General features: G+C 71.3%; 23 protein-coding genes and 1 riboswitch. Of the genes, 9 read left to right on the top strand and 14 right to left on the bottom strand.

Features of this window, described 5'->3' with window-relative positions:
• Positions 1-8: 8 nt before the first annotated feature.
• From OG242_RS23325 to OG242_RS23310, 4 genes are all read right to left on the bottom strand, one after another.
• Positions 9-1,001 (bottom strand): ABC transporter permease, encoded by a 993-nt coding sequence (locus OG242_RS23325; protein ID WP_405900006.1) that lies wholly within the window; start codon positions 999-1,001, stop codon positions 9-11.
• A gap of 352 nt (positions 1,002-1,353) precedes the next feature.
• Positions 1,354-2,133 (bottom strand): enhanced serine sensitivity protein SseB C-terminal domain-containing protein, encoded by a 780-nt coding sequence (locus OG242_RS23320; RefSeq protein ID WP_405900005.1) that lies wholly within the window; start codon positions 2,131-2,133, stop codon positions 1,354-1,356.
• 114 nt (positions 2,134-2,247) lie between these two features.
• The gene (locus tag OG242_RS23315; RefSeq protein WP_405900004.1) at positions 2,248-3,027 is read right to left on the bottom strand and encodes an enhanced serine sensitivity protein SseB; all 780 of its coding nucleotides are present in this window, start codon (positions 3,025-3,027) and stop codon (positions 2,248-2,250) included.
• Between the two features lie 125 nt (positions 3,028-3,152).
• Positions 3,153-3,836 carry an AAA family ATPase gene (locus OG242_RS23310; protein WP_405900003.1) on the bottom strand — a complete coding sequence of 228 codons (684 nt, stop codon included), beginning with the start codon at positions 3,834-3,836 and terminating at the stop codon, positions 3,153-3,155.
• Between the two features lie 184 nt (positions 3,837-4,020).
• Positions 4,021-4,114, top strand: a riboswitch (glycine riboswitch).
• A gap of 144 nt (positions 4,115-4,258) precedes the next feature.
• Between OG242_RS23310 and gcvT the strand changes: the two genes are divergently transcribed.
• The 6 genes from gcvT (at position 4,259) to OG242_RS23280 (ending at position 9,487) form a co-directional block, all read left to right on the top strand.
• Complete coding sequence (gene gcvT, locus OG242_RS23305; RefSeq protein ID WP_405900002.1) at positions 4,259-5,374, top strand: glycine cleavage system aminomethyltransferase GcvT; 1,116 nt, start codon at positions 4,259-4,261, stop codon at positions 5,372-5,374.
• A gap of 102 nt (positions 5,375-5,476) precedes the next feature.
• Positions 5,477-5,854: a glycine cleavage system protein GcvH gene (gcvH, locus tag OG242_RS23300; protein WP_405900001.1), complete on the top strand. Its 378-nt coding sequence runs from the start codon at positions 5,477-5,479 to the stop codon at positions 5,852-5,854.
• 20 nt (positions 5,855-5,874) lie between these two features.
• Positions 5,875-7,134, top strand: coding sequence for a serine hydroxymethyltransferase (gene glyA, locus OG242_RS23295; RefSeq protein WP_405900000.1), 1,260 nt, complete (start codon positions 5,875-5,877; stop codon positions 7,132-7,134).
• Positions 7,135-7,291: 157 nt separating this feature from the next.
• On the top strand, positions 7,292-8,674 hold the full coding sequence (locus tag OG242_RS23290; RefSeq protein ID WP_405899999.1) for an L-serine ammonia-lyase: 1,383 nt from the start codon (positions 7,292-7,294) through the stop codon (positions 8,672-8,674).
• A 151-nt stretch (positions 8,675-8,825) separates the two neighbouring features.
• Entirely contained in the window at positions 8,826-9,098 is a 273-nt protein-coding gene (locus OG242_RS23285; protein ID WP_405899998.1) for a hypothetical protein, read from the top strand.
• Positions 9,095-9,487 (top strand): type II toxin-antitoxin system VapC family toxin, encoded by a 393-nt coding sequence (locus tag OG242_RS23280; protein ID WP_405899997.1) that lies wholly within the window; start codon positions 9,095-9,097, stop codon positions 9,485-9,487. The genes OG242_RS23285 and OG242_RS23280 overlap by 4 nt, the downstream gene beginning before the upstream one ends.
• Positions 9,488-9,525: 38 nt before the next feature.
• On the opposite strand, the gene OG242_RS23275 is transcribed toward OG242_RS23280, so the two are convergent.
• From OG242_RS23275 to OG242_RS23250, 6 genes are all read right to left on the bottom strand, one after another.
• On the bottom strand, positions 9,526-10,041 hold the full coding sequence (locus tag OG242_RS23275; RefSeq protein WP_405899996.1) for a hypothetical protein: 516 nt from the start codon (positions 10,039-10,041) through the stop codon (positions 9,526-9,528).
• A 75-nt stretch (positions 10,042-10,116) separates the two neighbouring features.
• A complete protein-coding gene (locus OG242_RS23270; RefSeq protein WP_405899995.1) occupies positions 10,117-10,467 on the bottom strand; it encodes a hypothetical protein in 351 nt (116 codons plus the stop codon).
• 58 nt (positions 10,468-10,525) lie between these two features.
• Complete coding sequence (locus OG242_RS23265; RefSeq protein WP_405899994.1) at positions 10,526-10,792, bottom strand: hypothetical protein; 267 nt, start codon at positions 10,790-10,792, stop codon at positions 10,526-10,528.
• 98 nt (positions 10,793-10,890) lie between these two features.
• Positions 10,891-15,585: a putative T7SS-secreted protein gene (locus OG242_RS23260; RefSeq protein WP_405899993.1), complete on the bottom strand. Its 4,695-nt coding sequence runs from the start codon at positions 15,583-15,585 to the stop codon at positions 10,891-10,893.
• Between the two features lie 2 nt (positions 15,586-15,587).
• Positions 15,588-16,244 (bottom strand): hypothetical protein, encoded by a 657-nt coding sequence (locus OG242_RS23255; protein WP_405899992.1) that lies wholly within the window; start codon positions 16,242-16,244, stop codon positions 15,588-15,590.
• Complete coding sequence (locus tag OG242_RS23250; protein ID WP_405899991.1) at positions 16,241-16,654, bottom strand: SseB family protein; 414 nt, start codon at positions 16,652-16,654, stop codon at positions 16,241-16,243. The genes OG242_RS23255 and OG242_RS23250 overlap by 4 nt, the downstream gene beginning before the upstream one ends.
• 261 nt (positions 16,655-16,915) lie before the next feature.
• On the opposite strand from OG242_RS23250, the gene metG reads away from it, so the two are divergent.
• The 3 genes from metG to OG242_RS23235 all read left to right on the top strand — a co-directional run bounded on the left by metG (position 16,916) and on the right by OG242_RS23235 (position 21,996).
• A complete protein-coding gene (gene metG / locus OG242_RS23245; RefSeq protein ID WP_405899990.1) occupies positions 16,916-18,622 on the top strand; it encodes a methionine--tRNA ligase in 1,707 nt (568 codons plus the stop codon).
• Positions 18,623-19,273: 651 nt separating this feature from the next.
• The gene (locus tag OG242_RS23240; RefSeq protein WP_405901705.1) at positions 19,274-20,254 is read left to right on the top strand and encodes a terpene synthase family protein; all 981 of its coding nucleotides are present in this window, start codon (positions 19,274-19,276) and stop codon (positions 20,252-20,254) included.
• 281 nt (positions 20,255-20,535) lie between these two features.
• Positions 20,536-21,996 (top strand): carboxylesterase/lipase family protein, encoded by a 1,461-nt coding sequence (locus OG242_RS23235; protein ID WP_405899989.1) that lies wholly within the window; start codon positions 20,536-20,538, stop codon positions 21,994-21,996.
• Between the two features lie 111 nt (positions 21,997-22,107).
• Here the strand turns inward: OG242_RS23235 and OG242_RS23230 are convergent, their stop codons facing one another.
• The 4 genes from OG242_RS23230 to OG242_RS23215 form a co-directional block, all read right to left on the bottom strand.
• A complete protein-coding gene (locus OG242_RS23230) occupies positions 22,108-22,317 on the bottom strand; it encodes an EF-hand domain-containing protein (RefSeq protein WP_147970975.1) in 210 nt (69 codons plus the stop codon).
• A gap of 93 nt (positions 22,318-22,410) precedes the next feature.
• Entirely contained in the window at positions 22,411-23,598 is a 1,188-nt protein-coding gene (locus OG242_RS23225; RefSeq protein ID WP_405899988.1) for a hypothetical protein, read from the bottom strand.
• Positions 23,598-24,398, bottom strand: coding sequence for a polysaccharide deacetylase family protein (locus tag OG242_RS23220; protein WP_405899987.1), 801 nt, complete (start codon positions 24,396-24,398; stop codon positions 23,598-23,600). Before OG242_RS23220 ends, OG242_RS23225 begins: the two co-directional genes overlap by 1 nt.
• A 397-nt stretch (positions 24,399-24,795) precedes the next feature.
• Positions 24,796-25,311 (bottom strand): ATP-binding protein, encoded by a 516-nt coding sequence (locus tag OG242_RS23215; protein ID WP_405899986.1) that lies wholly within the window; start codon positions 25,309-25,311, stop codon positions 24,796-24,798.
• Positions 25,312-25,360: the final 49 nt, after the last annotated feature.

The following is a 25,360-nucleotide window of genomic DNA, read 5'->3' as shown; positions in this document are numbered from 1 at the left end:
TGCCGCGTTTACTTGCCACGAGGGTCGAGTGCGTCACGCAGCCCGTCCCCCAGCAGGTTGAAGGCCAGCACGGTGATGAAGATCGCCATGCCGGGGATGACCATGAACATCGGGTCCACCTCGTAGAGGTCGACCGCCTGCGTGAGCATGCCGCCCCAGGAAGCCTGCGGCGGGGCGATGCCGACGCCCAGGAAGGACAGGGCCGCCTCGAAGAGGATGTTCGTGGGGATCAGCAGCGTCGCGTACACGAGGATCGGCGCGACCAGGTTGGGCAGCAGTTCGCGGAAGAGGATGAACGGACCGCGGGCGCCCAGCGACCGGGCGGCCTCGACGAACTCGCGCTCGCGCAGCGACAGGGTCTGCGCGCGGACGATGCGGCCGATGTAGGGCCAGCTGAAGAAGCCGATCACGAAGATCAGGACCGCGATCCGCAGCGTGAGCCCTTCCATCCCGAAGGCGTTGCCCTGCAGGGAGGCGGAGATGGAGATCGCGAAGAGCAGCAGCGGGAAGGCGAGGAAGGTGTCCATCAGCCGGCTGATGACGCTGTCCACCCAGCCGCCGTAGAACCCGGCCACGACACCCATGACGACGCCGATGACGACGGAGAGCAGGGTGGAGCCGACGGCGACCACGAGCGAGACCCAGGAGCCTTCGACGATGCGCGCGAAGATGTCGCGGCCGGTCTGCGGTTCGACGCCGAACGGGTGGTCCCAGCTCATCCCGCCGAAGTCGCCCTTGGGCGCGAGCATCACGGGGTCGACCAGGCTCTGGTTGAACGCGTTGGGGTCGAGCCCCAGGAGCGACTGGAGCGGCTTGGACAGCACCGCGGTGAGGATCAGAAGCACGACAACGATGCCACCGGCCATCGCCGCCTTGTCCCGCTTGAAGCGGGTCCAGGCGATGCGGCCGAGTGAACGGCCCTCGATCTCCTTACGACCCGCGCCTTCCAGCACCGCTTCGGGCCGTGTATCCGCCCCGGTGGTCTCGATAGGTGCCGTCATTGCGCTGGAGACCCCTCTCGGCCGGCGGTGGCCGGCCCGTGACCGCCGCGGTAGCGGCTTCTTCGTTGCCTGAATCGTGCGCTGGTGTCCGGCCGGTCGTGCCCTGCTCGGGAGTGGGCACGAAGGGCATGGCGCACCTGCTGCGTGGAGTCTTCAGCCAGTTCGCGACCCCCCGCCAGACCTGACGGGGAATGTTTGCTCAAACGTGATGACGTCAGAATGCTTCCGGTATCCGGACAGCCGTGCTCAACAAGCGGACCTCTCGGTCACTTATCAGCGATAACGGACGTACCGCGCAAGAGCATGGAGCGGATGACGAATGCGTCGAGAACGCACCGCCGCTGACGGGTCATCAGTACGCGTGCGGGGCTGGGCCGGCCTGGGGATAGCCGTAACCGGGCGCGGCGTGCGCCTCGCGGTCGTAGAAGGGCCGGGAGTTGGCGCGCAGCCACATCGCGACCGGGTCGTACTCGTCGGACATCGCGACCGTGGAGACCGGCAGCCCCTCGGGGACGGCGCCGACGGACTGGCGCATCATGGCCCGCACCGCGTCGACGGACGGCCCGCTCGTGTCGTACAGGTCGAGACCGACGGCGAGGTACGGGGCGCCGAGCGCGGGCTGCACCCAGGCGCGGCGCAGCGAGCGGATCGCGGGGGTGTGGTGGGCGTTCTGCGCGAGCTGGGCGTAGAACTGCGGGATCTCGACGGCGGGTTCGCTGATGCGCAGCGGCCCGGCGGGCATCCGGTCGAGGCCGGTCGCGATGCGGCGCAGATCCAGCCAGGGGATGCCGACGCCGCCGCCCTGGGCGTGCGGGTTCAGCCAGAGACCCCAGCGGTCGGGGTAGAGGGCGCGGGCGATGTCGAGGCCGGCGACGACCTCGTGGTCCCGGCTCCAGCCGCTGGCGGCCAGCTCCTGGGAGGAGGTGACGCACGGGGCGTAGCCGAGGCCGTCGACCTCCATGTTGCCGTACTGGGCGTCGGGGGCGCCGGGGCGGCCGTGCCACAGGAGCATCCGGACCCGGCCGGACGCCAGGGCCTGGAGCAGCGCCTCGTACGCGTCGTAGCGCCCGGGCGCGACCTGGCGCAGCATGTGCTCGACCTGACCGGCCGCCGCGGTGCCTGACGCACTCACCCTGGGTCCCGCCCCTCGTAGATCCTCTGTTCCGGCCACCGGGCAACGGCCTTCGGCCATCAAACCAGCTTATGCGGCCGTGCCGTCACCGGCTTGACGGCACGGCCGGACCCGTCATGCCGGGGAGACCCCGGCGCGCGTGTAGAAGGGCCGCACCCGCTCGCGCATCCAGTCGGCGACCGGATCCTGCGCCACGTCGAGCAGCACGAGGTTGACCGGCCAGGGCACCTCGACGCGGCCCAGCGCCCGGCCCAGGGCGTCCATGGGGGCGCTCTGTCCGGCGCCGTCCCAGGTGGAGAACTCGACGCCGACGAAGAGGACGGGGGCGCCGCCCTCGATGCTGGCGAGGGCCCTGCGGGCGGTGAGGACGACGCCGCTCTCCTCGAACTCGCCGGCCGCGGCGGCCAGGAAGTCGACGGGCTCCTCCTTCCAGTCCGGCTCGTACAGCCGGACGCGGCCCCCGGTGGCCGGGCCGTCGAGCGGGGTGCGCCCGGCCCGGCACAGCTCGGCGACGGCGGGCGGGGGCAGCGGCATGCCGACGGCGCCGCCCGGGTTCACGGCGATGCCGAGCTGCGGGGGCAGGCCGCGGGCGAACTCGCGGGCGGGGGCGACCGTGAAGGACATATGGGCGCCGACGCAGGCGAGGAACTGGTGCTCGGAGCTGAAGACGGGGACGTACGCGGCGCCCTCGATCTCCAGCGTGGGCAGGTCGAGGTCCGGGGAGTCGGCCGCGCCGCCGCCGGGCAGGGGCACCCAGACGTGGCTGCGGCCGAGCACCTCCAGCAGGCGGCCGCCCGCCTCCGGGACGCCCAGCGAGGCGCCCAGCACCTCTTCGAGTTCGTTGGCCGGCCATCCGCCCTGCGGCTGGCTCCCGGCCTGTGCCGGAATGTTCACTGATTCCCTCTCGCCCCGTTGCCGTGCAGCAAGAGAGTACGGCCTGCTCCGCCCTCCGCCACTCGCCGGGGCTGTCCTGAAAGCGCCCCTCTCCGGCTACTGTCCGGCCTTTGGACGGTCTGTTTTCAGCCTCGGGTCTGTGCGTCTGCGAACGTGATCCGCGCCAGGGAGCCGGCCGCCTCCCGGTCCAGCAGCACCGCCGAGGCGCAGCCGCGCGGCAGCAGGCCCGCCTCGGTGTCCTTCAGCAGCCGCCCCACGGCTCTGCGGTGCCGGGCGAAGGCGTACGCGGAGACGCCCCGGCCCCGTTCGCGCTGGCCCTCGCGCGCGGTCTCCGCGGACACGTCGAGCAGGACGAGGTGCAGGCCGCTGCCTCGGCGGCGGGCATGGCGGGCGAGCCGGGCGCGGACCCAGCTCTGCGTGCCGCAGTCGTGGACCACCACGGGGGCGCCGGAGCGCAGCACCCGGCGCAGCCCCCGGTAGTGGGCGAGGCGGACGAGCGGCCGGTAGAGGAGGTAGGGGAGTAAGCGGGGCAGCCGGCGGGCCCAGCGGTCCCGGGTGTCCTGGGAGTCGACGGCGTAGGCCGGGGCGGCGCGGGCGATCAGGGTGGACTTGCCGCTCCCGGGCAGTCCGGAGACCACCACGACGTCCCCGGCGGCGAACCGCAGCGCGCGCGGTCCGCGCCCGGCCCGGCCGCGCAGGTCCCGGACGACGGGCGCGCAGCCGCCCTCCGCCTGCCGGGCCGGTGAGCCCGGCTGCGCGGGCAGCGCGCCGTGCGCGGGCCCCGCAGTCGTCGCGTAACGCAACGTCATCGCCTCCCCCTGGCCGTACGGCCGACGCGTGCCGACTGGTACTTACCCCCGAAGTGTAAAGAAAAGGTAATGCGGCACAAGCGTCCGACCCGCCGGAATCCCGCACCGGCCGGTAGCGGTCCCGGGCGCCCCACTCCCCCGGAATGCGTGCGATGATGACCCCGCCAACTGCATACAGGCCGCTTGAATCCGCGCGGGAGAGTCCCGGTCACCGTGCCGGGCGCCGAAGGAGCAAGATCCTCCCTTGAATCTCTCAGGCCCCGTACCGCGTGGATGAGGCAGATCTGAAAAGCGAGCCGCTCCGCGGCTCCACCCAAGGTGCAAGCCGAACCCCACCGGGGCCTCTCGGCGAACCTCTCAGGTTCCGATGACAGATGGGGAGGGATCGTCCTCGTCGTCGTCATGCCCTGGGAGCCCGTTTCATGAGCAGCACCCCCCGTCTCACCGCCCTCGACGCGTTGCACCGGTCGCTCGGCGCCACGATGACCGACTTCGCGGGCTGGGACATGCCGCTGCGTTACGCCAGCGAGCGCGACGAGCACAACGCCGTCCGCACGAAGGCCGGTCTCTTCGACCTCTCGCACATGGGTGAGATCACGGTCACCGGCCCCCAGGCCGTGGACGTGCTGAACCACGCGCTGGTCGGCAACATCGGCACCGTCTCGACGGGCCGGGCCCGCTACACGATGATCTGCGCCGAGGACGGCGGCATCCTGGACGACCTGATCGTCTACCGCCTCCAGGACACGGAGTACATGGTCGTCGCCAACGCCGGCAACGCCCAGCTGGTCCTGGACACGATCACCGAGCGCGCCGCCGGCTTCGACGCCGAGGTGCGCGACGACCGCGACGCGTACGCGCTGCTCGCCGTGCAGGGACCCGAGTCCCCGGCGATCCTCGCGGCCGTGACCGACGCCGACCTGGACGGCCTGAAGTACTACGCCGGGCTGCCCGGGGTGGTCGCCGGGGTGCCCGCGCTGATCGCCCGTACCGGCTACACCGGCGAGGACGGCTTCGAGCTGTTCGTCGCGCCCGGCCACGCCGAGCAGCTGTGGAAGGCGCTCACCGAGGCGGGCGCCCCGCACGGCCTGATCCCGTGCGGCCTCTCCTGCCGCGACACGCTGCGCCTGGAGGCGGGCATGCCGCTGTACGGGCACGAGCTGACCACCTCGCTGACCCCGTTCGACGCCGGGCTCGGCCGCGTCGTGAAGTTCGAGAAGGACGGCGACTTCGTGGGCCGCAAGGCGCTGGAGGCCGCCGCGGAGCGCGCCGAGACCGCCCCGCCCCGCAAGCTCGTCGGCCTGGTCGCCGAGGGCCGCCGGGTGCCGCGCGCCGGCTTCCCGGTCGTGGCGAACGGCGAGGTCATCGGCGAGGTCACCTCCGGCGCGCCCTCCCCGACGCTGGGGAAGCCGATCGCCATGGCGTACGTCGACGCGGCGCACGCCGAGCCGGGGACCGCGGGTGTCGGCGTCGACATCCGGGGCACCCACGAGCCGTACGAGGTTGTGGCGCTCCCCTTCTACAAGCGTCGGAAGTAGCACCGTGGGGCGCAGGGCCCCCGCGCGACGTGACGCAGTCCCGTCTCACACCGTAAGACCACCGTTCATCAGCACTCCCCCGCGTACAGGAGAATTCAGGTCATGAGCAACCCCCAGCAGCTGCGGTACAGCAAGGAGCACGAGTGGCTGTCGGCCGCCGAGGAAGGCGTGTCCACGGTCGGTATCACGGAGCACGCGGCCAACGCGCTCGGTGACGTCGTCTACGCCCAGCTCCCCGAGGTCGGTGACACGGTGACCGCGGGCGAGACCTGCGGCGAGCTGGAGTCGACCAAGTCGGTCAGCGACCTGTACTCGCCGGTCACCGGTGAGGTCACGGCCTCCAACCAGGACGTCGTCGACGATCCGTCGCTGGTGAACTCCGCTCCGTTCGAGGGCGGCTGGCTGTTCAAGGTGCGCGTCGCGGAGGAGCCGAAGGACCTGCTCTCCGCCGACGAGTACACCGAGTTCTCCGGCAACTAAAGACCCCAAGGGACCACCTGATGTCGCTTCTCAACTCCTCCCTCCACGAGCTTGACCCGGACGTCGCCGCCGCCGTCGACGCCGAGCTCCTCCGTCAGCAGTCCACGCTCGAGATGATCGCCTCGGAGAACTTCGCTCCCGTCGCCGTCATGGAGGCGCAGGGCTCCGTCCTGACCAACAAGTACGCCGAGGGCTACCCCGGCCGCCGCTACTACGGCGGCTGCGAGCACGTCGACGTGGTCGAGCAGATCGCCATCGACCGGATCAAGGCGCTCTTCGGCGCCGAGGCCGCGAACGTCCAGCCGCACTCCGGTGCGCAGGCCAACGCCGCCGCGATGTTCGCGCTGCTGAAGCCGGGCGACACGATCATGGGCCTGAACCTGGCGCACGGCGGTCACCTGACCCACGGCATGAAGATCAACTTCTCCGGCAAGCTCTACAACGTGGTCCCGTACCACGTGGACGACACCGGTGTCGTGGACATGGCCGAGGTCGAGCGTCTGGCCAAGGAGTCCAAGCCGCAGCTGATCGTCGCCGGCTGGTCCGCGTACCCGCGCCAGCTGGACTTCGCCGCCTTCCGCCGCATCGCGGACGAGGTCGGCGCGTACCTGATGGTCGACATGGCGCACTTCGCCGGTCTGGTCGCCGCGGGCCTGCACCCCAGCCCGGTGCCGCACGCCCACGTCGTCACCACCACCACGCACAAGACCCTCGGCGGTCCGCGCGGCGGTGTGATCCTCTCCACCCAGGAGCTCGCCAAGAAGATCAACTCGGCGGTCTTCCCGGGTCAGCAGGGCGGCCCGCTCGAGCACGTGATCGCGGCCAAGGCGGTCTCGTTCAAGGTCGCGGCGGGCGAGGAGTTCAAGGAGCGCCAGCAGCGCACCCTGGACGGCGCGCGCATCCTGGCCGAGCGCCTGGTGCAGCCGGACGTCACCGAGGTCGGCGTCTCCGTGCTGTCCGGCGGCACGGACGTGCACCTGGTCCTGGTGGACCTGCGCAACTCCGAGCTGGACGGCCGGCAGGCCGAGGACCGGCTCCACGAGCTTGGCATCACGGTCAACCGGAACGCCATCCCCAACGACCCGCGCCCGCCGATGGTCACCTCGGGCCTGCGGATCGGCACCCCGGCCCTGGCCACCCGCGGCTTCGGCACCGAGGACTTCACCGAGGTCGCCGAGATCATCGCCTCGGCCCTCAAGCCGTCCTACGACGCGGACGACCTGAAGGCCCGGGTCGCGAAGCTCGCCGAGAAGTTCCCGCTGTACCCCGGCCTGAAGTAGCCGGGCCGGCGCATTTGCGTATCCGGGAGGGGCACCGCGCACACTGAACAGTGAGCGCGGTGCCCCATCCCGTGTCCCCGCTCTCCGGGCCGCGATCCGGCCCGTACCGCACCACCCGGCAGACAACGGCGTCTACCAACCCCTTAGGAGTCCCCCTGTGGCCATCTCGGTCTTCGACCTGTTCTCGATCGGCATCGGCCCGTCCAGCTCCCATACGGTCGGCCCCATGCGCGCGGCCCGTATGTTCGCGCGCCGCCTGAAGAACGAGGGCCTGCTCGCCCACACCGCCTCGATAAGGGCCGAGCTGTACGGTTCCCTCGGCGCCACCGGCCACGGCCACGGCACGCCCAAGGCGGTCCTGCTCGGCCTGGAGGGCGAGTCCCCCCGTACGGTCGACGTCGAGACGGCCGACGAGCGGGTCGAGGAGATCCGCTCCACCGGCCGGATCAACCTCCTCGGGATGCACGAGATCCCCTTCGACGCGGACGAGCAGCTGGTCCTGCACCGCCGCAAGGCGCTCCCGTACCACGCCAACGGCATGACCGTCTTCGCGTACGACGCCGAGGGCTCCCCGCTCCTGGAGAAGACGTACTACTCGGTCGGCGGCGGCTTCGTCGTGGACGAGGACGCCGTGGGCGAGGACCGGATCGTGCTCGACGACACGGTCCTGAAGCACCCCTTCCGCACCGGCGACGAGCTGCTGCGCCTCGCCCGCGAGACCGGTCTGTCGATCTCCTCGCTGATGCTGGAGAACGAGCGCGCCTGGCGCACCGAGGACGAGATCCGCTCCGGGCTCCTGGGCATCTGGCGCGCCATGCAGGCGTGCGTGTCCCGCGGCATGTCCCGCGAGGGCATCCTGCCCGGCGGCCTCAAGGTCCACCGCCGCGCCGCCAAGACCGCCCGCCAGCTGCGCGCGGAGGGCGATCCGCAGGCGCACGCCATGGAGTGGATCACCCTCTACGCGATGGCGGTCAACGAGGAGAACGCGGCGGGCGGCCGCGTGGTCACCGCCCCGACGAACGGCGCGGCCGGCATCATCCCGGCCGTCCTGCACTACTGGATGAACTTCGCCGCGGGCGGCTGCACGGAGGCCGAGAAGGAGGACGGCATCGTCCGCTTCCTGCTGGCCGCCGGCGCGATCGGCATGCTGTTCAAGGAGAACGCCTCCATCTCCGGCGCCGAGGTCGGCTGCCAGGGCGAGGTCGGCTCCGCCTGCTCCATGGCCGCCGGCGCCCTCGCCGAGGTCCTGGGCGGCTCCCCCGAGCAGGTGGAGAACGCCGCCGAGATCGGCATGGAGCACAACCTGGGCCTGACCTGCGACCCGGTCGGCGGCCTCGTCCAGATCCCGTGCATCGAGCGCAACGGCATGGCCGCGGTGAAGGCCGTCACCGCGGCGAAGATGGCGCTGCGCGGCGACGGCAGCCACAAGGTCTCCCTCGACAAGGTCATCAAGACCATGAAGGAGACCGGCGCGGACATGTCCGTCAAGTACAAGGAGACCGCGCGCGGCGGGCTCGCGGTGAACATCATCGAGTGCTGACCGCACAGGCCCTGACCAGCGCGTTCGCTTCTTCCAGCGCTGTCAGGGCCTGAAGTTGGCGACACCTGCGCAGCGATGGATATCCCCTCCGGCATACCCGCTCGGAGTATCACCCCCATCCATTAACAAGAGTTTTATTAAACTCGGCCCCATGGCTACCTGTCAGGCGCCCGGCGAAGGGCCCGTCCGGCCCGTATCGGTCTCCCTCCACGAAGGCACCATCGCTGCCCTCAAGGCACGTACGGGCAAACGAGGCATGTCCGCCTACGTCGAGACCCTCATCCAGCGCCAACTGGAACGGGACCGACTGCGCGAGCTCATCGAAGACGCTGAAGCGGAACACGGCCCGGTCGATCAGGCGGCGGCCGACGCCAAACGTGCCATTCTCCGCAGCGACGCCGCGGGCTCGGTGGACGCAGCGTGAACGGCACGCTCGTCCTGGACTGCGAATGCCTGTCCAGACTGGTTCGACGCACGCCCGAGATCACCGAGTGGCTGGCCGCGGCCGAAGCCGAGGACATCCGCGTCGTCATCAGCTCCGTCACCCTCGTCGAGGCACGAGACCCCAGGGTCAACCAGGCCCGCTTCGACAACGCAGTCTCCCGCGTGAACATCATCCCGCCCACCGAAGCCATCGCCCGCCATGCGAGCAAGCTCCTGGCCACGGCCGGGCTGCACGGCCACAAGTACGCCCTCGACGCCATCGTGGCCGCCACCGCACTCACCTCGGCGGCTCCTGCGACCGTCCTGACATCGGATCCCGAAGACCTCCTGATGCTCTGCGGCCCCAGCGTCCGCGTCATCAAGGTCTGACCCGAGGCCGCGACTCGGCCCACCTCTCTGCGGGACAGTCACTGTTCCAGTTCCGCCGCACGCCCCTTGAGTTCCTCGGCGAACGCGTCCCAGTCGGGTCCGAAGCACAGCAGGTCGGCGGCCGCTTCCCGGAGCAGTCGCGGGTCATCGGGACGTTGCAGGCAGGCCAGGCGGTAGGCGAGATTCCGTGCCCAGGGCGGCAGCGCCATCCAGTCCTCGGCCAGGATCTCGCGGAGCACGGTGAGAATCTCGTCGGCCGTCGCGAAGGTGAGCTTCTCGACGAAATCGCGGCCGGCTTCGTTGATCTGCCGGCTGTCGCCGCTGTCGACGGCCCGGCTGAGGCGCCTGGCGTCCTCATTCCAGAACGGCGCGCCCACCCGCACTCGGATCTGCCTCTTTCGGTCGTCGTGGAAAGCCACTTCGCCGGAGACTCCTTCTCCGGCCTCGGGCAGTTCGTCCACCGGTGGATCGGGGTTGTACGAGGCGATGTCCAGGAATGCGATCACCTCGGGAGCGCCGTCCAGCTCGACGAACACTCCGAACGGGCGCCGCACACGGACCACCCCGTCCACTCTGCTTCCGACGGGGTGCCTGAGTTTCGCGTCCTCCCATGCGTCTCCCATGGCTGCCTATTGGAACAACAGGCGGTCGCTGACCGAAATTCGGGGCGTCACCTGAATCTCCAGGGTGCCCGCGCACTCACCCGTGTGAAAGTCGACGGAAAATCCCTTGGCTGCATTCCCCGAGGTGCAGGAGAGACGCGTCGCGCCTTCACGGAAGATGTCCAGCACCTCGGCCCCCTGATCGTTCGCCCAGCGGATCCTCACCGATCTCCCCACCGCGTCGTAGGAGAAGGAGACCGACTGCCCCGCTTCATCGTGCAGGGTGAGGACCCGCGCACCGCTCTCGTCCACGTCCGGCCATTGGCCGGTGGCCTCGTAGATCTCTTCGTCGTCGGGGGTCAGGAACTCTCGGTACATGTCCACCTTCCGCCGTCGCCGACGACGACGCGACTCCCGTCCATGCGTGTGGCGGCCATCAGACCGAGGCCCCTCCCTCCGGGCCGCGCACGGTCTCGATCCGCAGGCGGGCGACGGTGCGTGGCCCCTCCAGCACCACCAGTTCGGCTCCGGGACGCATGTGGGGAGCGGCCAGCTCGGGCACGAGGAACCCCACCAGACACCTCCGGTGCCCTTCGTCCAGCCGTTCGGTTTCCTGCAGCAGGACGCTCAGCTGGTCAGCTGATGCCGGCCAGCCCGGCCGGACTTCCTCCTCGGAGCCCTGGACGAATACCGCCGTCGCCATATAGACGGGGGCGGTGGGCGGGCCCGCCTGTCGTCCCCCTTCTCGACGTGTCAGCCATACGACCACGCCCTCGCCTGCTGGATCTGCGATTTTCTGCATTACGGCCACAGCTCGATTTCGCTCGCGTGTTCGTTGATCCTGGCGAGTTGATCGCCATCCGCATAGTAACCGGGGCCAACCCCGTCCAACTTGCCCGCATGGTAATGCAGCTCATCGGCCAACGGCTTGGGTATGCGCGTGGTGACCGTCAATCCGTCGCCGCCGTTGAGAAGTCGGCCCCATTGGTCGGCGTGCTCGCCTTGGGTCGCGAACCACTTGCCTTCCATCTGCCCCGCGCCGGTCCCGAACCGGCCCGTCGTAGCGATGGCGTCGAACTCGACACCGTCCACATTTCGGTAGATCTGAACGGTCTCAGGAGGGAGAGGGGCGGGAGTGGGCCGCTCATCCGGGTAGTCCGGCGCCAAGCCCAAGGGGTCGGCCCAGGTACAGGGGTTGTCCACGTACGTGACGGGGTTGGGCGCCGGCGCCAGTCCCAGCGGGTCCGGGGAGGCGTAGCGGCCGGTTTCGGGGTCGTAGTGGCGGAAGACGTTGTAGTGGAGGCCGGATTCCGGGTCGTAGTACTGGCCGGGGAAGCGGAGGGGGGTGTACGTGGTGCTGGTGCGGGACCAGGCGGTGGTGCCCCAGAGGGTGGCGCGGGCGCGCCAGGCGATGTGGCCGGTCTCGTCGATGAGTTCGGTGGGGGTGCCGACGAGGTCGGTGGCGATGGCGAAGAAGCGACGGTCGATCTCCGTCTGGCGGTCGTCGGCCGTGAGGATGCGTTCGGTCTGGGACAGCGGGGCCAGGCCGCGGTGGTCCCAGCTGAGGGCGACCGTGTTCGGGTCGTCGGGCTGGTGGGTGGTCTGTTCGCAGAGGGTGAGCCCGTCCCAGGTGAACCGGGTCTCCTCGGCCACGTTCCCGTCGGCGGTCAGGCGCTGTTTGGCGGTACGGCGGCCGAGCGGGTCGTAGCGGTAGCGCCAGCGGGTGCCGTCGGGGGTGGTGACGGAGGTGAGGCGGTTCTCCGTGTCCCAGGTGTAGTGCCAGGCGTCGGGCTTGCGGGAGAGCCGGGTCTTCCGGCGCACAGTGATCCGGCCGAGGGCGTCGTATTCGAAGCGGACGTCTCCGGCGCGGGTGAGGGTGGTGCCGGTGTAGGCGCGGGAGCCGGTGGCCTCGGTGCCGGGGTGGCCGGAGGGCCAGGTGGCGGAGGTCTGGTTGCCGGCGTCGTCGTAGGCGTAGCGCTCGGTCCAGTTCTGGGCGTGGACGGCGGTGACGCGGCCCGCCGCGTCGAGGTCGAAGGTGCGGGTGCCGGACTTCCGGTCGGCGACGGATATGAGGTGGCCGTCGGCGCGGTAGGTGTAGGCGCGGCTGTTGACGGCCCGGGTCCCGGCGTCGATGTGCTGGACGGTGAGGCGTCCGGCCTCGTCCCAGGCGGAGGTCATGGTGAGCGCGTCGTCGTAGGCGCGGGTGAGTTCGCGCCCGGTGCCGTCGTGGGTGAAGTCGATGCGGTGGCCACCGCTGGTGAGGCTGTGCGCGCGGCCATCGGGACCGTACGTGTAGGAGGTCACGTGGCCCGTGGGCGTGACGCGCCTGGTACGGCGGCCCAGCGCGTCGTACGAGTAGGAGAGGGGACGGCCGTCCACCAGTTCCGTCCTGGTCCTGCCCATGCGGTCGTACTGGTAGCGGATCTCGCTCTCCGGGCCCACGGCTTCGAGCAGGCGCCCCGCCCGGCCGTAGGCGTACGTCGTCACCCGGCCGTCGACGTCCTTGCGGAGGATCTGGCCGAGCGCGTCGCGTTCGAAAGTGATCGTTCCGCCGAGGGCGTCGGTGCGGGCGGTGAGCCTGCCCGCCGCGTCCGTCTCGTAGGCGAGGGTGCGGCCGTCGAAGTCGGTCTCGGACGTGATGGTGCCGGCCGCGTCGTACGCGTAACTCCAGGCCATTCCCTGCGGGTTGGTGACGCGGGTGAGGCGCAGTGCGCGGTCGTGCTCGAACTCGTAGCGGGCGCCGTCCGGTCCGGTGCGGGCGGCGAGGAGGTCGAAGTGGGTGTACTCGAAGCGGGAGACGCCGCCCGCCGCGTCGGTGTGCGTGAGCGCGTTGCCCTCGCCGTCGTACGTCCACGACTCGATGGCCCCGTCGGGAGCGGTACGCCGGGCGAGATTGCCGTCGGGGTGCCACTCCAGGCGGGTGACGCCGCCCGCCGCGTCGGTGATGCGGACGGGGCGGCCGAGGGCGTCCCGTTCGGTGCGGGTGACGGCGCCGCCGGGGTCGGTGACCCGTACGGTCAGGCCGGCGGCGTCGCACTCCACGCGGGTCGTCGCGCCCAGGGCGTCCGTGACCGAGGTGAGGCGGCCGGCGGTGTCGTAGGTGCAGCGGGTGGTGGCTCCGGCGGGGTCGGTGACCGCGGTGCGGTTGCCGCGTTCGTCGAACTCCTGGAGCACGCGGTTGCCGTCCGGGCCGATGACCTCTACGGGCAGGCCGGACGGGTCGCGCACGGTGCGCAGTTCGCCGCCGTCGGGCGCGGTGGTGGCGACGAGCCGGTCGTCCTCGTCGTACGCGAAGGCGGTGCGCAGGCCCAGCGGGTCGGTGCGGGAGTGCAGGTTGCCGTGCGGGTCGTGGGTGAACCGGGTGGTGTGGCCGAGCGGGTCGGTGACCGCGAGGGGAAGGCAGCCGGGACCGAAGAGGTGGCGGGTGGTGTGGCCGTCGGCGGTGGTGAGCGTGGTGGTGCGGTGGCCGGTCTCGGGGTCGGGGTCGGTGTAGGCGAGGGTGATCTGTACGTGCCCGGCCTCGCCACCCTCCGCGACGACGCGGTCCTGGTCGTCGTAGACGTAGTCGTAGCGGCTGTCGTTGGAGTCGATCCAGGCGATGACGCGGCGGCGGTCGTCGTAGACGAAGGTGGTCGTGGCGCCGGACGGCTTGGTGACGGTGGTGAGGTCGCCGTCCGTGTAGCCGTAGCTCATCAGGAGCAGGTCCGCGCCGTCCTCGCCCGCGCCGGCCAGGGACAGGGCGGTGATCCGGCCGTCGGCGGTCGTCAGGGCGAGCCGCCGGCCCGCGGAGTGGACCAGGGCCAGCGGCAGGCCGTCCTCGTCGCGGTCGACGGTGATCCGATGGCCGTTGCGGTCGGTGAGGTCGGCGAGCCAGGCCACGCCGTCGCCGCCGGGCTCGACGCCGGACGGGCCGTCGAAGTCGAGGACCAGGCCGCTGTCGGGGTCGGTGACCGTGTAGTCGCCGTTCGCGTCGCGGGCCAGCAGCGTGCGGGCCCGCCCGGACTCCGGCCGGACGGGCGCTCCGGGGGCCGGGTGGGGGTAGCGGATCAGGAGGCCGTCGGCGGTGACGTGGAGGACGCCGATGGAGTCGATCTGCAGGCGCTCGTCGACGGTGGAGGTCCAGGAGAGCCCCATGAAGCGGCCGGCGGTCAGGCCGGACTCGGTGCGGCGGGTGAACAGCAGCGGCAGGATGCCGGGTATCGCGACGTCGGTCTGCGGCAGGAACATCCGGCCCGTGGCCAGGTCGACCGGGTCGGTGTCGTCGGTGACGCGCTCGCCGGGCTTGCGGGTGTGGGTGCCCTCCGGAACGTCGTCCGCCACCTTGCGCAGCCGGGCGATGTCGGACGCCTTGTCGACGACGCGCAGGCCCTTCACCGCGGCGCCGCCGCCTCCCGTGGCGACGGTCAGCGCGAGGTCGGGGATCAGCCGGCCGACGCCCTCGGCCGGGTCCTTCATGAAGTCCTTGACCATCTGGCTGCCGGTGCCGACCGGGTCGTTCGCGGCGACCACCAGACCGGCGGCCAGGCTGTTGAGCGAGGTCAGGTACTCGGCCGGGTGCGTCAGGTTGTAGGGGTCCATCGGGTTGATGCCGCGCACGAAGTTGACGATGCCCGCCGACGCCTTGATGATCCCGCCGTCCAGGTGCATGCCCATGACCTGGGACTCCTCGAACCCGTCCCGCACCTGCTCGGCGTACGAGGGCTTCTTCGGCGCCATGTCGCGGGCGGCCTGCACCGCCGTGCGGGCGGTCTCCGCCGCCGTGTTGCGCTGCTTGCGGGCCTCGGCGAGGAGGTCCTGCGCGTCCTGCATCAGCTTCTTGCCGGGGTCGGTGAACGTGGACGCCGGCCTCGGCGGCAGCGAGGACGGGTCGCGCTTGTCGGCCGGCTCGGCGTTGTAGCGGTCGACGGCGCTGTTGTAGGCGTCGACCTTCTTGCGGTGTGCGTCCGCCGCGTCCTCGGAGGCCTTCACGCCCTCCTTCCACTTGTCGATCGCCGTCTGTGCCTGACCCTGCGCCCAGGTGACGGTGTCCGCGAACGCGTCGAGGGCCCCCAGCGCCTTGGTGGTGGCGTCGGCGGCGGCGTACCACTTCGGCGGCTGCGTGCTCACCGCGGTGCGCAGGGCGTTCGCCGTCTCGCCCTTCAGCTCACCGGAGTTCAGCCCCTTGAGCCCGTCCCCGGTGCCGTCGAAGGCCGACTGGAACGCGCGGAGCTTCGTCACCGTGGCGTCGATCTTGCTGGGGCTGCCGTAGATCAGCTTGGTCTTGTCCTCGGTCTGGCCGAGGTCCATCTCGTCGACCTCGGCGCCCAGCCGGTTGGCGACCGAACGGGACTGCTCGCGCACCCAGTCCGCACCGGACTCCCAGCCGACGTCGTCCAGCCGGTCGGCGGTCCAGTTCCCCGCGTCCTCGACCCGGTCACCGGCCCACTCGAGACCGTCCTCGACCGCGTCCTCGACCGAGTCCGGCGTGAGGTCGCTGATGATGTCGCCGATACCCACGGTCAGTTGCCCCCCGGCTCACTCTGCTGCTGTGCCTGCTGCGCGCGTTCCTCCGGCGACGGGCCGAGCGTCTCGTCCAGCATGCCGTCGAACTGCTCGTCGGAGATCCCGAGCGCGCTGTTGAACATGTCGGACTGACGGCCCCCGTACCCCTCGGTGAGGACCGTGCGGCCGGTGTCCTTCCAGGTCTGCCCCATGTCCTGGCCGGCCTTCTCGAACGACTCGGGGCTGTAGTCCGGACTCAGGTAGTCCGGCGTGAAGATGTCGCCCCAGTCCTGTTGCGCGATCTCCTCCTCGGTCGCGTGCGGGTTCCCGCCGAACACGGCGTTGGCGCCCACCTTGAGCGTGCCCGCGAGGTACTGGTCGTTCTGCCACTGCGTACCCGCGGCCAGACCCAGCCGGTCCGCGATCCCGCTGGCGTCCCGCACCAGGGCGCGCACACCCCACTCCCAGCGCTCGCAGAAGTCCTCGAAGTCGACCGAGAGGCCGTGGTGCCCGGTCTCCATCCCGGTCATCGACAGCTCCGAGAACCCCTTGCCCATCACCGACCCGGTGGCACCGCCCAGGTCCCCGAGCTCTTCGATGGTCGTGTTCAGACCCTTGGTGAACTTGGCGACCGACGTCTTGTCCAGACGCAGGTCCGCGCCGTCGCCGCTCACGCCCCCACCTCCCGCGCCTCACCGGCGTCGACGGCGGCCGCTTCCGGCACGATGCCGACGACCGGCGGGAAGAACATCGCCCCGTCCTCCGTCGCGACGTCCACGGCCAGCCCGGCGGGCTCGCCCAGGGCCGGCACGATCTCGTCCACGATCCGCGCACCCAGCAGGGCCGCGTACTCCAACGGCTGGTCACCCGGGGCGTGAAGCCTGACGAACCGCGCCAGCGCCACCTCGTCCGTGAATCCGTGGATCCACCGCACCCCGCCCAGCCGAGCCGACCACAGCCGGTCCCCGGCCATCGGCACCAGAAGAACCGCGCGCCGCATCTCGCCGACCAGCGCCCGTGGGTCCCCGACCCCGCTCCTCCGCTCGGCTATGCGCTCGGCAAGCGCTGCCCCGGATCGCTCCACGGCCCCTCCCCCTCGTACGGCAACTCACGACACCGTAGACCAGGACGCCCGACAGGCCCGAGACGGTTTCACCGGGCCCTGGCCGCCCGCGCGGAAATCCGGTAAGGGCGGCCTCCCCCCATTCGATAGGATGCAGGCGGCCTGCAACAACGGCACCGGCGCGCTCCGCGTCCGACCGGTGCGCGTCGGCAGGAATCCGACCTCGACTCCGTTGCCGGGCCGCACCTGGCTCATCGCAGTAGAAATTGGGAGCATCCGACGATGACTCGACACCTGATCACCAGCGCGCTCCCCTACATCAACGGGATCAAGCACCTGGGGAACCTGGTCGGGTCGATGCTCCCGGCGGACGTGTACACGCGGTACCTGCGGCAGCGGGGCGAGGAGGCGCTGTACATCTGCGCCACCGACGAGCACGGCACCCCGGCGGAGCTGGCCGCGAAGGCGGCCGGGCTCCCGGTGGACGAGTTCTGCGCGCAGCAGCACGACGCGCAGAAGGCGGTCTACGACGGCTTCGGGCTCTCCTTCGACTACTTCGGCCGCAGCTCCTCCGCCGAGAACCGCGAGATCACGCAGCACTTCGCCCGCAAGCTCCACGAGAACGGGTTCATCGAGGAGCGGGCGATCCGCCAGGTGTTCTCGATCGCCGACGACCGCTTCCTGCCGGACCGCTACATCGTCGGTACGTGCCCGCACTGCGGGTACGACAAGGCGCGCGGCGACCAGTGCGAGAACTGCACCCGGGTGCTGGACCCGACCGACCTCATCGAGCCGCGCTCCGCGATCAGCGGCAGCAGCGAGCTGGAGGTCCGGGAGACCAAGCACCTCTTCCTCCTCCAGTCGAAGCTGTCCGGCGAGGTCGAGGCGTGGATCGACGAGACCGGCGACGAGTGGCCGCACCTGGCCTCCTCGATCGCCCGCAAGTGGCTCACCGAGGGCCTGCACGACCGGTCGATCACCCGTGACCTGGAGTGGGGCGTGCCGGTCCCGGCCGACACGTGGCCGGAGCTGGCGGCCGAGGGCAAGGTCTTCTACGTCTGGTTCGACGCCCCCATCGAGTACCTCGGGGCGACGAAGGAGTGGGCGGACCTGGAGCCGGAGACCCGGGACTGGAAGTCCTGGTGGTACGAGGCGTCCGACGTCCGGTACACGCAGTTCATGGCCAAGGACAACGTCCCGTTCCACACGGTGATGTTCCCGGCCATGGAGATCGGCACCCGCGAGCCGGTCAAGCGTGTGGACCTGGTCAAGGCGTTCAACTGGCTGAACTACTACGGCGGCAAGTTCTCGACGTCGCAGCAGCGCGGCATCTTCTCCGACACGGCCCTGGAGCTGCTGCCGGCGGACTACTGGCGCTACTTCCTGATGGCGCAGGCCCCGGAGTCGGACGACACGTCCTTCACCTGGGAGCTGTTCGCCACCTCGGTGAACAAGGACCTCGCCGACACCCTCGGCAACTTCGTGAACCGGGTGCTCTCCTTCTCCCGCAAGCGGTTCGGCGACGCCGTGCCGGCGGGCAAGGAGGCCGGGGACGCCGAGCGGAAGCTGGGCGAGGAGATCGCGCGGCTGCTCGCGGAGCACGAGGGCCACATGGAGGCGCTCCAGTTCCGCAAGGCGGCCCAGGCGCTGCGCGCGCTGTGGAGCGCGGGCAACTCCTACCTGGAGGAGAAGGCCCCCTGGCTGGAGATCAAGACCGACCAGGAGGGTGCCGCGCTCACCCTGCGCACCGCGATGAACCTGATCCACCTGTACGCGGTCGTCTCGGAGCCGTTCATCCCGTCCTCCGCGCGGGCCATGCGCGAGGCGTTCGCCCTGGCGGACGACACGGCGACGTGGGTGAGCGCCGACGAGGCCCGCGCCCTGGCGTCCGTGCCGGCCGGGACCGCGTTCTCGGTGCCGCCGGTGCTCTTCGCCAAGATCACCGACGAGGACCTGGAGGCCTGGCGCTCGCGCTTCGGCGCCCAGTAGGCCCCGAGCGGTACGCCGATCGCCCGGCCGGGAGTTTCCCGGCCGGGCGATCGGCGTTTCGGGTCCCGCGTCGCGCCGCACCGAATCGGCCACACGTTCGCACGGGGCACGACATCGCGATGGACCCAGGAGTGCGCCAACTGCTCATAAGCGCGCAGGAGTTCTTGCCGATCACACATTTTCGGTCACCTGCTCCTTCCCTCCCCCGCGTACGGGGGGTTCACTGGACGTGACGAATGGTGACGCGACCGCCGCGCACGTCAGGCGGTCCGCTGCCCGGGCCCTGCTCCGGCTGCCCGGTCCGTGCGGAGGAAAGAGGACAGCGATGACAGCCGCCCCTGCCCCGGCGCGCCTGCGGCGTGTTCCGGCCGTGCGGGCCGCGTACGGCCGTCCGGCGCGGGCGGGCGGGTGTCCGGCGGTGGCCGCCCACCGCACCCGCCCCGGGCCGCCGCCGCGGCCGTCGGCAGGCCCTGGCGCCCCCACCGCGCTCCTGCCGTACCGGGGCGGGCGGCCGTCCGCCGACCGGCCGCGCGTCCGCCGCTCGCCGCCGCGGTTCCCGCCTGCGCGTATCCGTCTCGCGCATCCCCCTGCCCTGTTCTTATCGTCTCGACGAGGTGCACCATGAGTAAGATCGCGCTTCCAGAATTCCACATGCCGTTCGAAAGCACGGGATGCAATCCGGGAGTTGAGCAGACCAAGAAGGCCGCCTGGGAATGGGCCGAGGCCAGTGATCTCGTCCTGTCACCCGTGGCCGTCAAGAAAATGATCCGAACCCGTCCGGAACTCTGGATCTCGCTGATATTCCCCGAGGCCTCACAGAAGCATCTGGACCTTTTCTGCCAGTGGCTGTTCTGGGCCTTCCTCGTCGACGACGAGTTCGACGACGGCCCGGCCGGGCGCGACCCGGGACGGTGCGAGAGCGCGATCGGCCGCCTGGTGGACGTGCTCGACGGCGCCCGCGCCCCCGTCGGCCGCATGGAGCACGCGCTCGACGAGCTGCTCGCCCGGACCTGCGTGGACCGGCCGGCGCACTGGGTGCGGCAGTTCCGGCGGGACACGGCCGCCTGGCTGTGGACGTACTACGCGGAGGCCGTGGACCGGGCCGCGGGCCATGTCCCGACCACCGCCGACTTCGTGAAGCACCGCCGCGACTCCGTGGCGATGCAGCCCTTCCTGGACCTCCACGAGATCACCGCCGGAATCGACCTGCCGGAATCCGCCCGCAGCCTTCCCGCGTATATCGCGCTGCGGAATGCGGTCGCCGACCATTCCGGGCTCTGCAACGACATCTGCTCGTTCGAGAAGGAGGCATTGCTCGGTTATGAGCACAACACCGTGCGGCTGATCCAGCGTGACCGGGGCGGCACACTCCAGGAGGCGGTCGAGGAGGCCGGCATTCTGCTCGGCCGTATCGCCGACCGAGTGCAGCGGGCGGAGAAGGAACTCGTCGAGGAGATCGAGGCGGCGGGCATCGAGGGACCGGCGCGCACCGCGCTGGAGCGCTGTGTCCGGGACTACCGGGGGCTCGTACGGGGCGACTTCGACTACCACGCGAGGGCCGAGCGCTACACCCGGCCCGAGCTGACGGAGATCGACGAGGACGGCTCCATGTCCCGCAACTTCGCCGCCTGACCGGCCGCCGACGGGGAGGGCGGGCGAGGGCCGGGACCGGGGCGCGGGCCCCGCGTCAGCGATTTCCGGACATTCCTCGCCCCGCCCGCCCCGGCGGACCCCCGGGCCCGTCGGCGGCCGGAAGCCGTCGGCGGCCGGAAGCCGTGGGTGCCGGAAGCCGTGGGTGCCGGAAGCCGTGGGTGCCGGAAGCCGCCCGCGGCCGCGGGCCCCCTCTGGCCGCCCCTCCCGGTCCGTGGTCTGCTGGAGAACACGCCCGACGCACGCGGAAGGGCCGGAACGTCATGACAGCGCCACCCCCGCCGCCCGCCCCACGCGCCGAGACCGTCCACGGCATCGTCCGGGGCACCCACGAGCGCGGGATCGCCGTGTTCCGGGGCATCCCGTACGCAGCCGCCCCGGTGGGCGGACGACGCTTCGGGCCGACCGGGCCGCCGGAGCCCTGGACGGGGGTGCGGGCGGCCACCGCGTTCGGGCCGACCGCGCCCAAGCGGCCGTACACCCCGCCGCTGAACCGGCTGCTGGCCGACCCCTCGGTGCCCGGCGACGACTGCCTCAACCTGAACGTGTGGACACCGGCGCCCGACCGCGGCGCACGGCCCGTCCTGGTCTGGGTCCACGGCGGCTCGCTGCTGCACGGCTCGTCCGCCCTGCCGCTGTACGACGGGACGGCGTTCGCCCGCGACGGGGTCGTGCTCGTGTCGGTCAACTACCGGCTGGGCATGGAGGGGTTCGGTGTCCTGCCCGACGCACCGGCCAACCGGGGGCTGCTCGACCAGCTGGCCGCCCTCGGCTGGGTGCGGGACAACATCGCGGCGTTCGGCGGCGATCCGGACCGGGTCACGGTGTGCGGGGAGTCGGCGGGCGCCATCGGCGTCGGGGCGCTGCTGGCCGCGCCACGGGCCCGCGGGCTGTTCAGGCGGGCGGTGCTGCAGAGCGGGGTGCCGGCCGCGCTGCCCGTGGCCGAGGGCCGGCGGACCACCGCGCTCGTCGCCAAGCGGCTCGGGGTGGCGGCGACGGCCCGGGGCCTGGCCGGGGTGGACCAGGCCGCGCTGCTGGCCGCGCAGAGCGAGGTGACGGCCGGCGGCTCCCCGCTGACCGGCGGCCACTCCTTCCAGCTCGTGGTGGACGGCGAGCTGCTGCCCCGCGACCCCCTGGAGGCCCTGCTCGGCGGGGCCGGGTCCGGGGTCGGGCTGCTGATGGGGTCGAACACCGAGGAGTACCGGCTGTGGTTCGTCCCGAGCGGGCTGACCGAACGGCTCTCCCGGGCGAGGCTGCGCCTCGCGCTCCTGAAGTTCCGGGTGCCGCGCGCCACCACCCGTACATACCGCGCCAACCGGCCCGGGGCCACGCCCGGCGAACTGCTCGGCGCGCTCGCCACCGATGTCCTGCTGCGGGTGCCGCTGAACCGGCTGGCCGACGTCCGCGCCCCGGGCACGACCCATCTGTACGAGTTCGGCTGGCCCTCCCCCGTCGAGGGGCTCGGTGCCTGCCACGGGCTGGAGATCGGCTTCGTCTTCGACACCCTGCGCGGCCCGGACGCCGTCGCGCTCGCGGGGTACGACGCCCCGCAGGAACTGGCCGACTCCATGCACGCCGCGTGGGTGCGGTTCGCCACGCACGGCGACCCGGGGTGGCCGGGCTGGGACGCCTCGCGCCCGGTGATGCGCTTCGGGCCGGGCGCCCCCGCGCTGGTACGGGCCCCGCGTGACGACGAACTGCGCGGCTGGCCCCCGTACCGGTGAGGGAGGAGGCGCCGGAGCGTTCGTCCGGCGCCGTCCCCGGGATCAGGCTCAGGGTCTGTCGTTCGGGCCGGTCCGGGCTCGCGGGCCCCGGCCTGACCCGAACGACAGACCCTAATTCTGCGCGGCCCAGAACTCGTCGAACGTGAGGAGCCCGTCGCCGTTCGCGTCGTGGGAGTTGATCACGGCCTGCGCGACCGGCTCGGTGACGTAGGGGTCACCCAGCTGAGCCATGACGCTCTTGTACTCGGCGGCCGAGATCAACCCGTCGCCGTTCAGGTCGTACCGCTCGAACGCCTTGCGCGCCGACTCGATGTCCGCCACTGTTCGCCCCTTCGTATGACTGTCTGACGGGGCTCAGATTAACCGGCGCCCCGAGGGGCCTCGGAGGCGGCCGGTCGGTGTGCGGACCGGTGGTCAGCGGAAGACTCCGGTGTGGCCGAGGGAGTAGCGGCCGGGCTGGGGGTAGACGGCGAGGCCGTGCGGTCCGCTGCCCACGGGGATGCGGGCGAGCTGCTTGCCGGTGGCGGTGTCGATGGCGTACACCTCGGCGTCGTAACGCCCGGCCAGCCAGAGGACCTTGCCGTCGGCGGAGACCCCGCCCATGTCCGGGCTGCCGCCGTTCGGCAGGTGCCACTTCTTCGCCAGCTTCTTGTGCGCGAAGTCGAAGACGGAGACCGAGCCCTCGCCCCGGTTGGAGATGTACATCTCCTTGGCGTCGCGGCTGACGTAGAGCCCGTGGCAGCCCTTGCCGGTCGGCAGCAGCTTCGGGGTGGTGAACTTCTCGCCGTCCAGCACCCACATCCCGTCGGCCTTCATGTCCGCGATGTAGAACGTGCCGCCGTCCGGGGACAGCTTCACGTCCTGCGGCATGGCGCCCTCGAACGGCAGCTTCTGCTGGGCGACGACCTTCATCTTCTCGGTGTCGACCTTGAGGAGTTCGCCGGAGAACTCGCAGGAGACGATGAAGTACCGGCCGTCGGCGGAGAAGTCGGCGTGGTTGACGCCCGCGCAGCTGACCGGCACGGTCTTGGCCGTCTTCATGGTGTGCGCGTCCCGGAAGACCAGCTCGCGGTCCATGGAGGCCATCACGATGGCGTACTTGCCGTTGGGCGTGAAGTAGAGGTTGTACGGGTCGGATACCGCGACCGTCTTCCCGGGCTTCCCGGTCGCCGGGTCGATCGGGGTGAGGCTGTCGCCGAGGTCGTTGTTGACCCAGAGCGTCTTGAGGTCCCAGGACGGCACGACGTGCTGCGGCTGCCGGCCGACCGGGATGGTCTCGATGACCTTGTACGTGGCGGGGTCGATGACCGAGACGGTGTCGGAGTTGGTGTTGGGCACGTAGACGCGGGACGGGAAGTCCTTGACGACCGGCGAGAGCTTGCCGGGCGCGTCGGCCGCGTACACGTTCTCCGGGTCCAGCACCGGCGGCATGCCGGCCAGCCCCGGGGGCTCGGGCGGGGTGACCTGCCGGGCCCGGACGCTCGGGGTCGCGGACGCGGTGGTGGCGGCCGTCCTCTGCGCGGGGGTTCCGCAGCCGGAGAGCACGGCGAGCAGGACCCCGCCGAGGAGGACGGCGGTGCGTGGGGTCGTGGTGGGAGGCATCAGGTCAGCAGCTCCGTGGTCGTCACCGCGCGCAGTCCGCGGCGGTCGATTTCAGTGAGGAGGAGGGGCAGCGCGGCGACCGTGTCCGCGTAGCCGAAGTGCAGGCTCACCACCGATCCGTTGCGGATCTCCCCGGCCACCTTGCGGGTGACGGCCGCGGCGCCGGGCGAGGTGAAGTCGAGGGAGTCCACGTCGTACGAGAGGACGTGCGGGTAGCCCGCCCGGGCGGCGAGCCGCTGGACGAGCGGGGTGGCGTACTGGCCGCGCGAGGGGCGGAACCAGGTGCCGATGGAGCCCGTGAGCCGGCGCAGCCGCTGGGCGCAGCCGGTGATCTCCGCGTACGCCCGTGTCTCGTCGAGCGCGGAGATGTCGATGTGGTGCTGGGTGTGGTTGCCGAGGTCGTGGCCGCCGTCGAGGATGCGGCGGGCCATCTCGGGGTGTTCGTCGAGCCAGCTGCCCACGGCGAGGACGGTGACCCGGGCCCCGGCGCGTTCGGCCTCGCCGAGCACGGTCCTGGCGACGGCCGGGTCGCCCTGGCCGTGGAAGGTGAGGGCGACGCGGGCGCGGTCGCGGGGGCCGCTGGTGATCTGGGCCGGCTGCCCGGGGAAGCGGCGCGGGACGGGGGCGGGGGCGTGCGCTCCGGCGGCGGTGGCGGCGGGCTTCGCGGCGACCGTGCGGGTGGCGGCCGGGGTGGGCGTACCGGGGTCGCGCTCCTGGCAGCCGGCGGTGAGGGCGACGGCCGCGGCGGCTCCCGCCCGCAGGGCGTGGCGGCGGTGCACCGGTGCGTGGGAGGCGTCCATGGCTGCACAGTAGGGCGATATGACCGGAAAATCCCGGCCGACTCCGCCGACTCCCCCGGCGGACCACCACCATGCAGGCCGTCCACATCCTGGACGACCAATGGATCATGCGTGGATACTCATGGATATTCATGGATTTCCAGGCAAGTGACCCAACACACCTACGTTTCCTCGCTGAATTGTCCAAAGAAGGCAAAGAATGAGGCATTCGAGGCTTTGGCTATGGAGTCGTCCGTCTGCCATAGTCGGTGGCACGACCCCCATTGACCCGGGCCAGGTCGTCATGAGCGGCCGTGAACACACCCCCCATTTCACGGTCCCCCACAGAAGCCCCCGAGGCGCCGTACCACGGCCGACACGGGGGCTTCTGTCTTGCCGGGCGGCCGCGCGGGGGAGGTCAGCGGTCGGAGATGCGCATCTCGAACCAGGTGGTCTTGCCCCGGGGTAAGAGGTCCACGCCCCACCGGTCGGAGAGCTTGTCCACGAGGAAGAGGCCCCGGCCGCTGATGTCCATCTCCCGGACCGGCATGAGGCACGGCAGGCCGCGCGAGGGGTCGCGCACCTCGATCCTGATCCAGCCGCGACGGCGGAGCATGCGCAGCCCGAAAACCCGGGCGCCGGTGTGCCGCACGGCGTTCCCGACCAGTTCGGAGACGAGCAGGACGGCGTGTTCGGCGGCCTGCGGGGAGAGCGCCCACTGGTGGAGGACGACGCACGAGGTGAGCCGGCGGGCGGTGGCCGCGGACTCCGGACGGGAGGGCAGCCGGACTTCCTCCTCCGTCGGGTTTCCGAACAACTCCAGCGCTTTGAACGCTTGTTCGTCCTCGACGGCCGGCATTCTCCGTGCCGCTGTCGCGCTGCTGCGCGGTCGCGGCTGCTCCACACCCTCCAGGCCCGCCATGCACACCATCATGGCCGCACGGCGGGCCTTCCGGGGCCGTTCCGGGGGAATCCCCGACCCG

This window comes from Streptomyces sp. NBC_00727 (assembly GCF_045161745.1).
In the GTDB taxonomy this organism is placed as follows: Bacteria; Actinomycetota; Actinomycetes; order Streptomycetales; family Streptomycetaceae; genus Streptomyces.
Note: the sequence above shows the minus strand (reverse complement) of the source record. Positions and strands in the feature narration are given on the sequence as shown.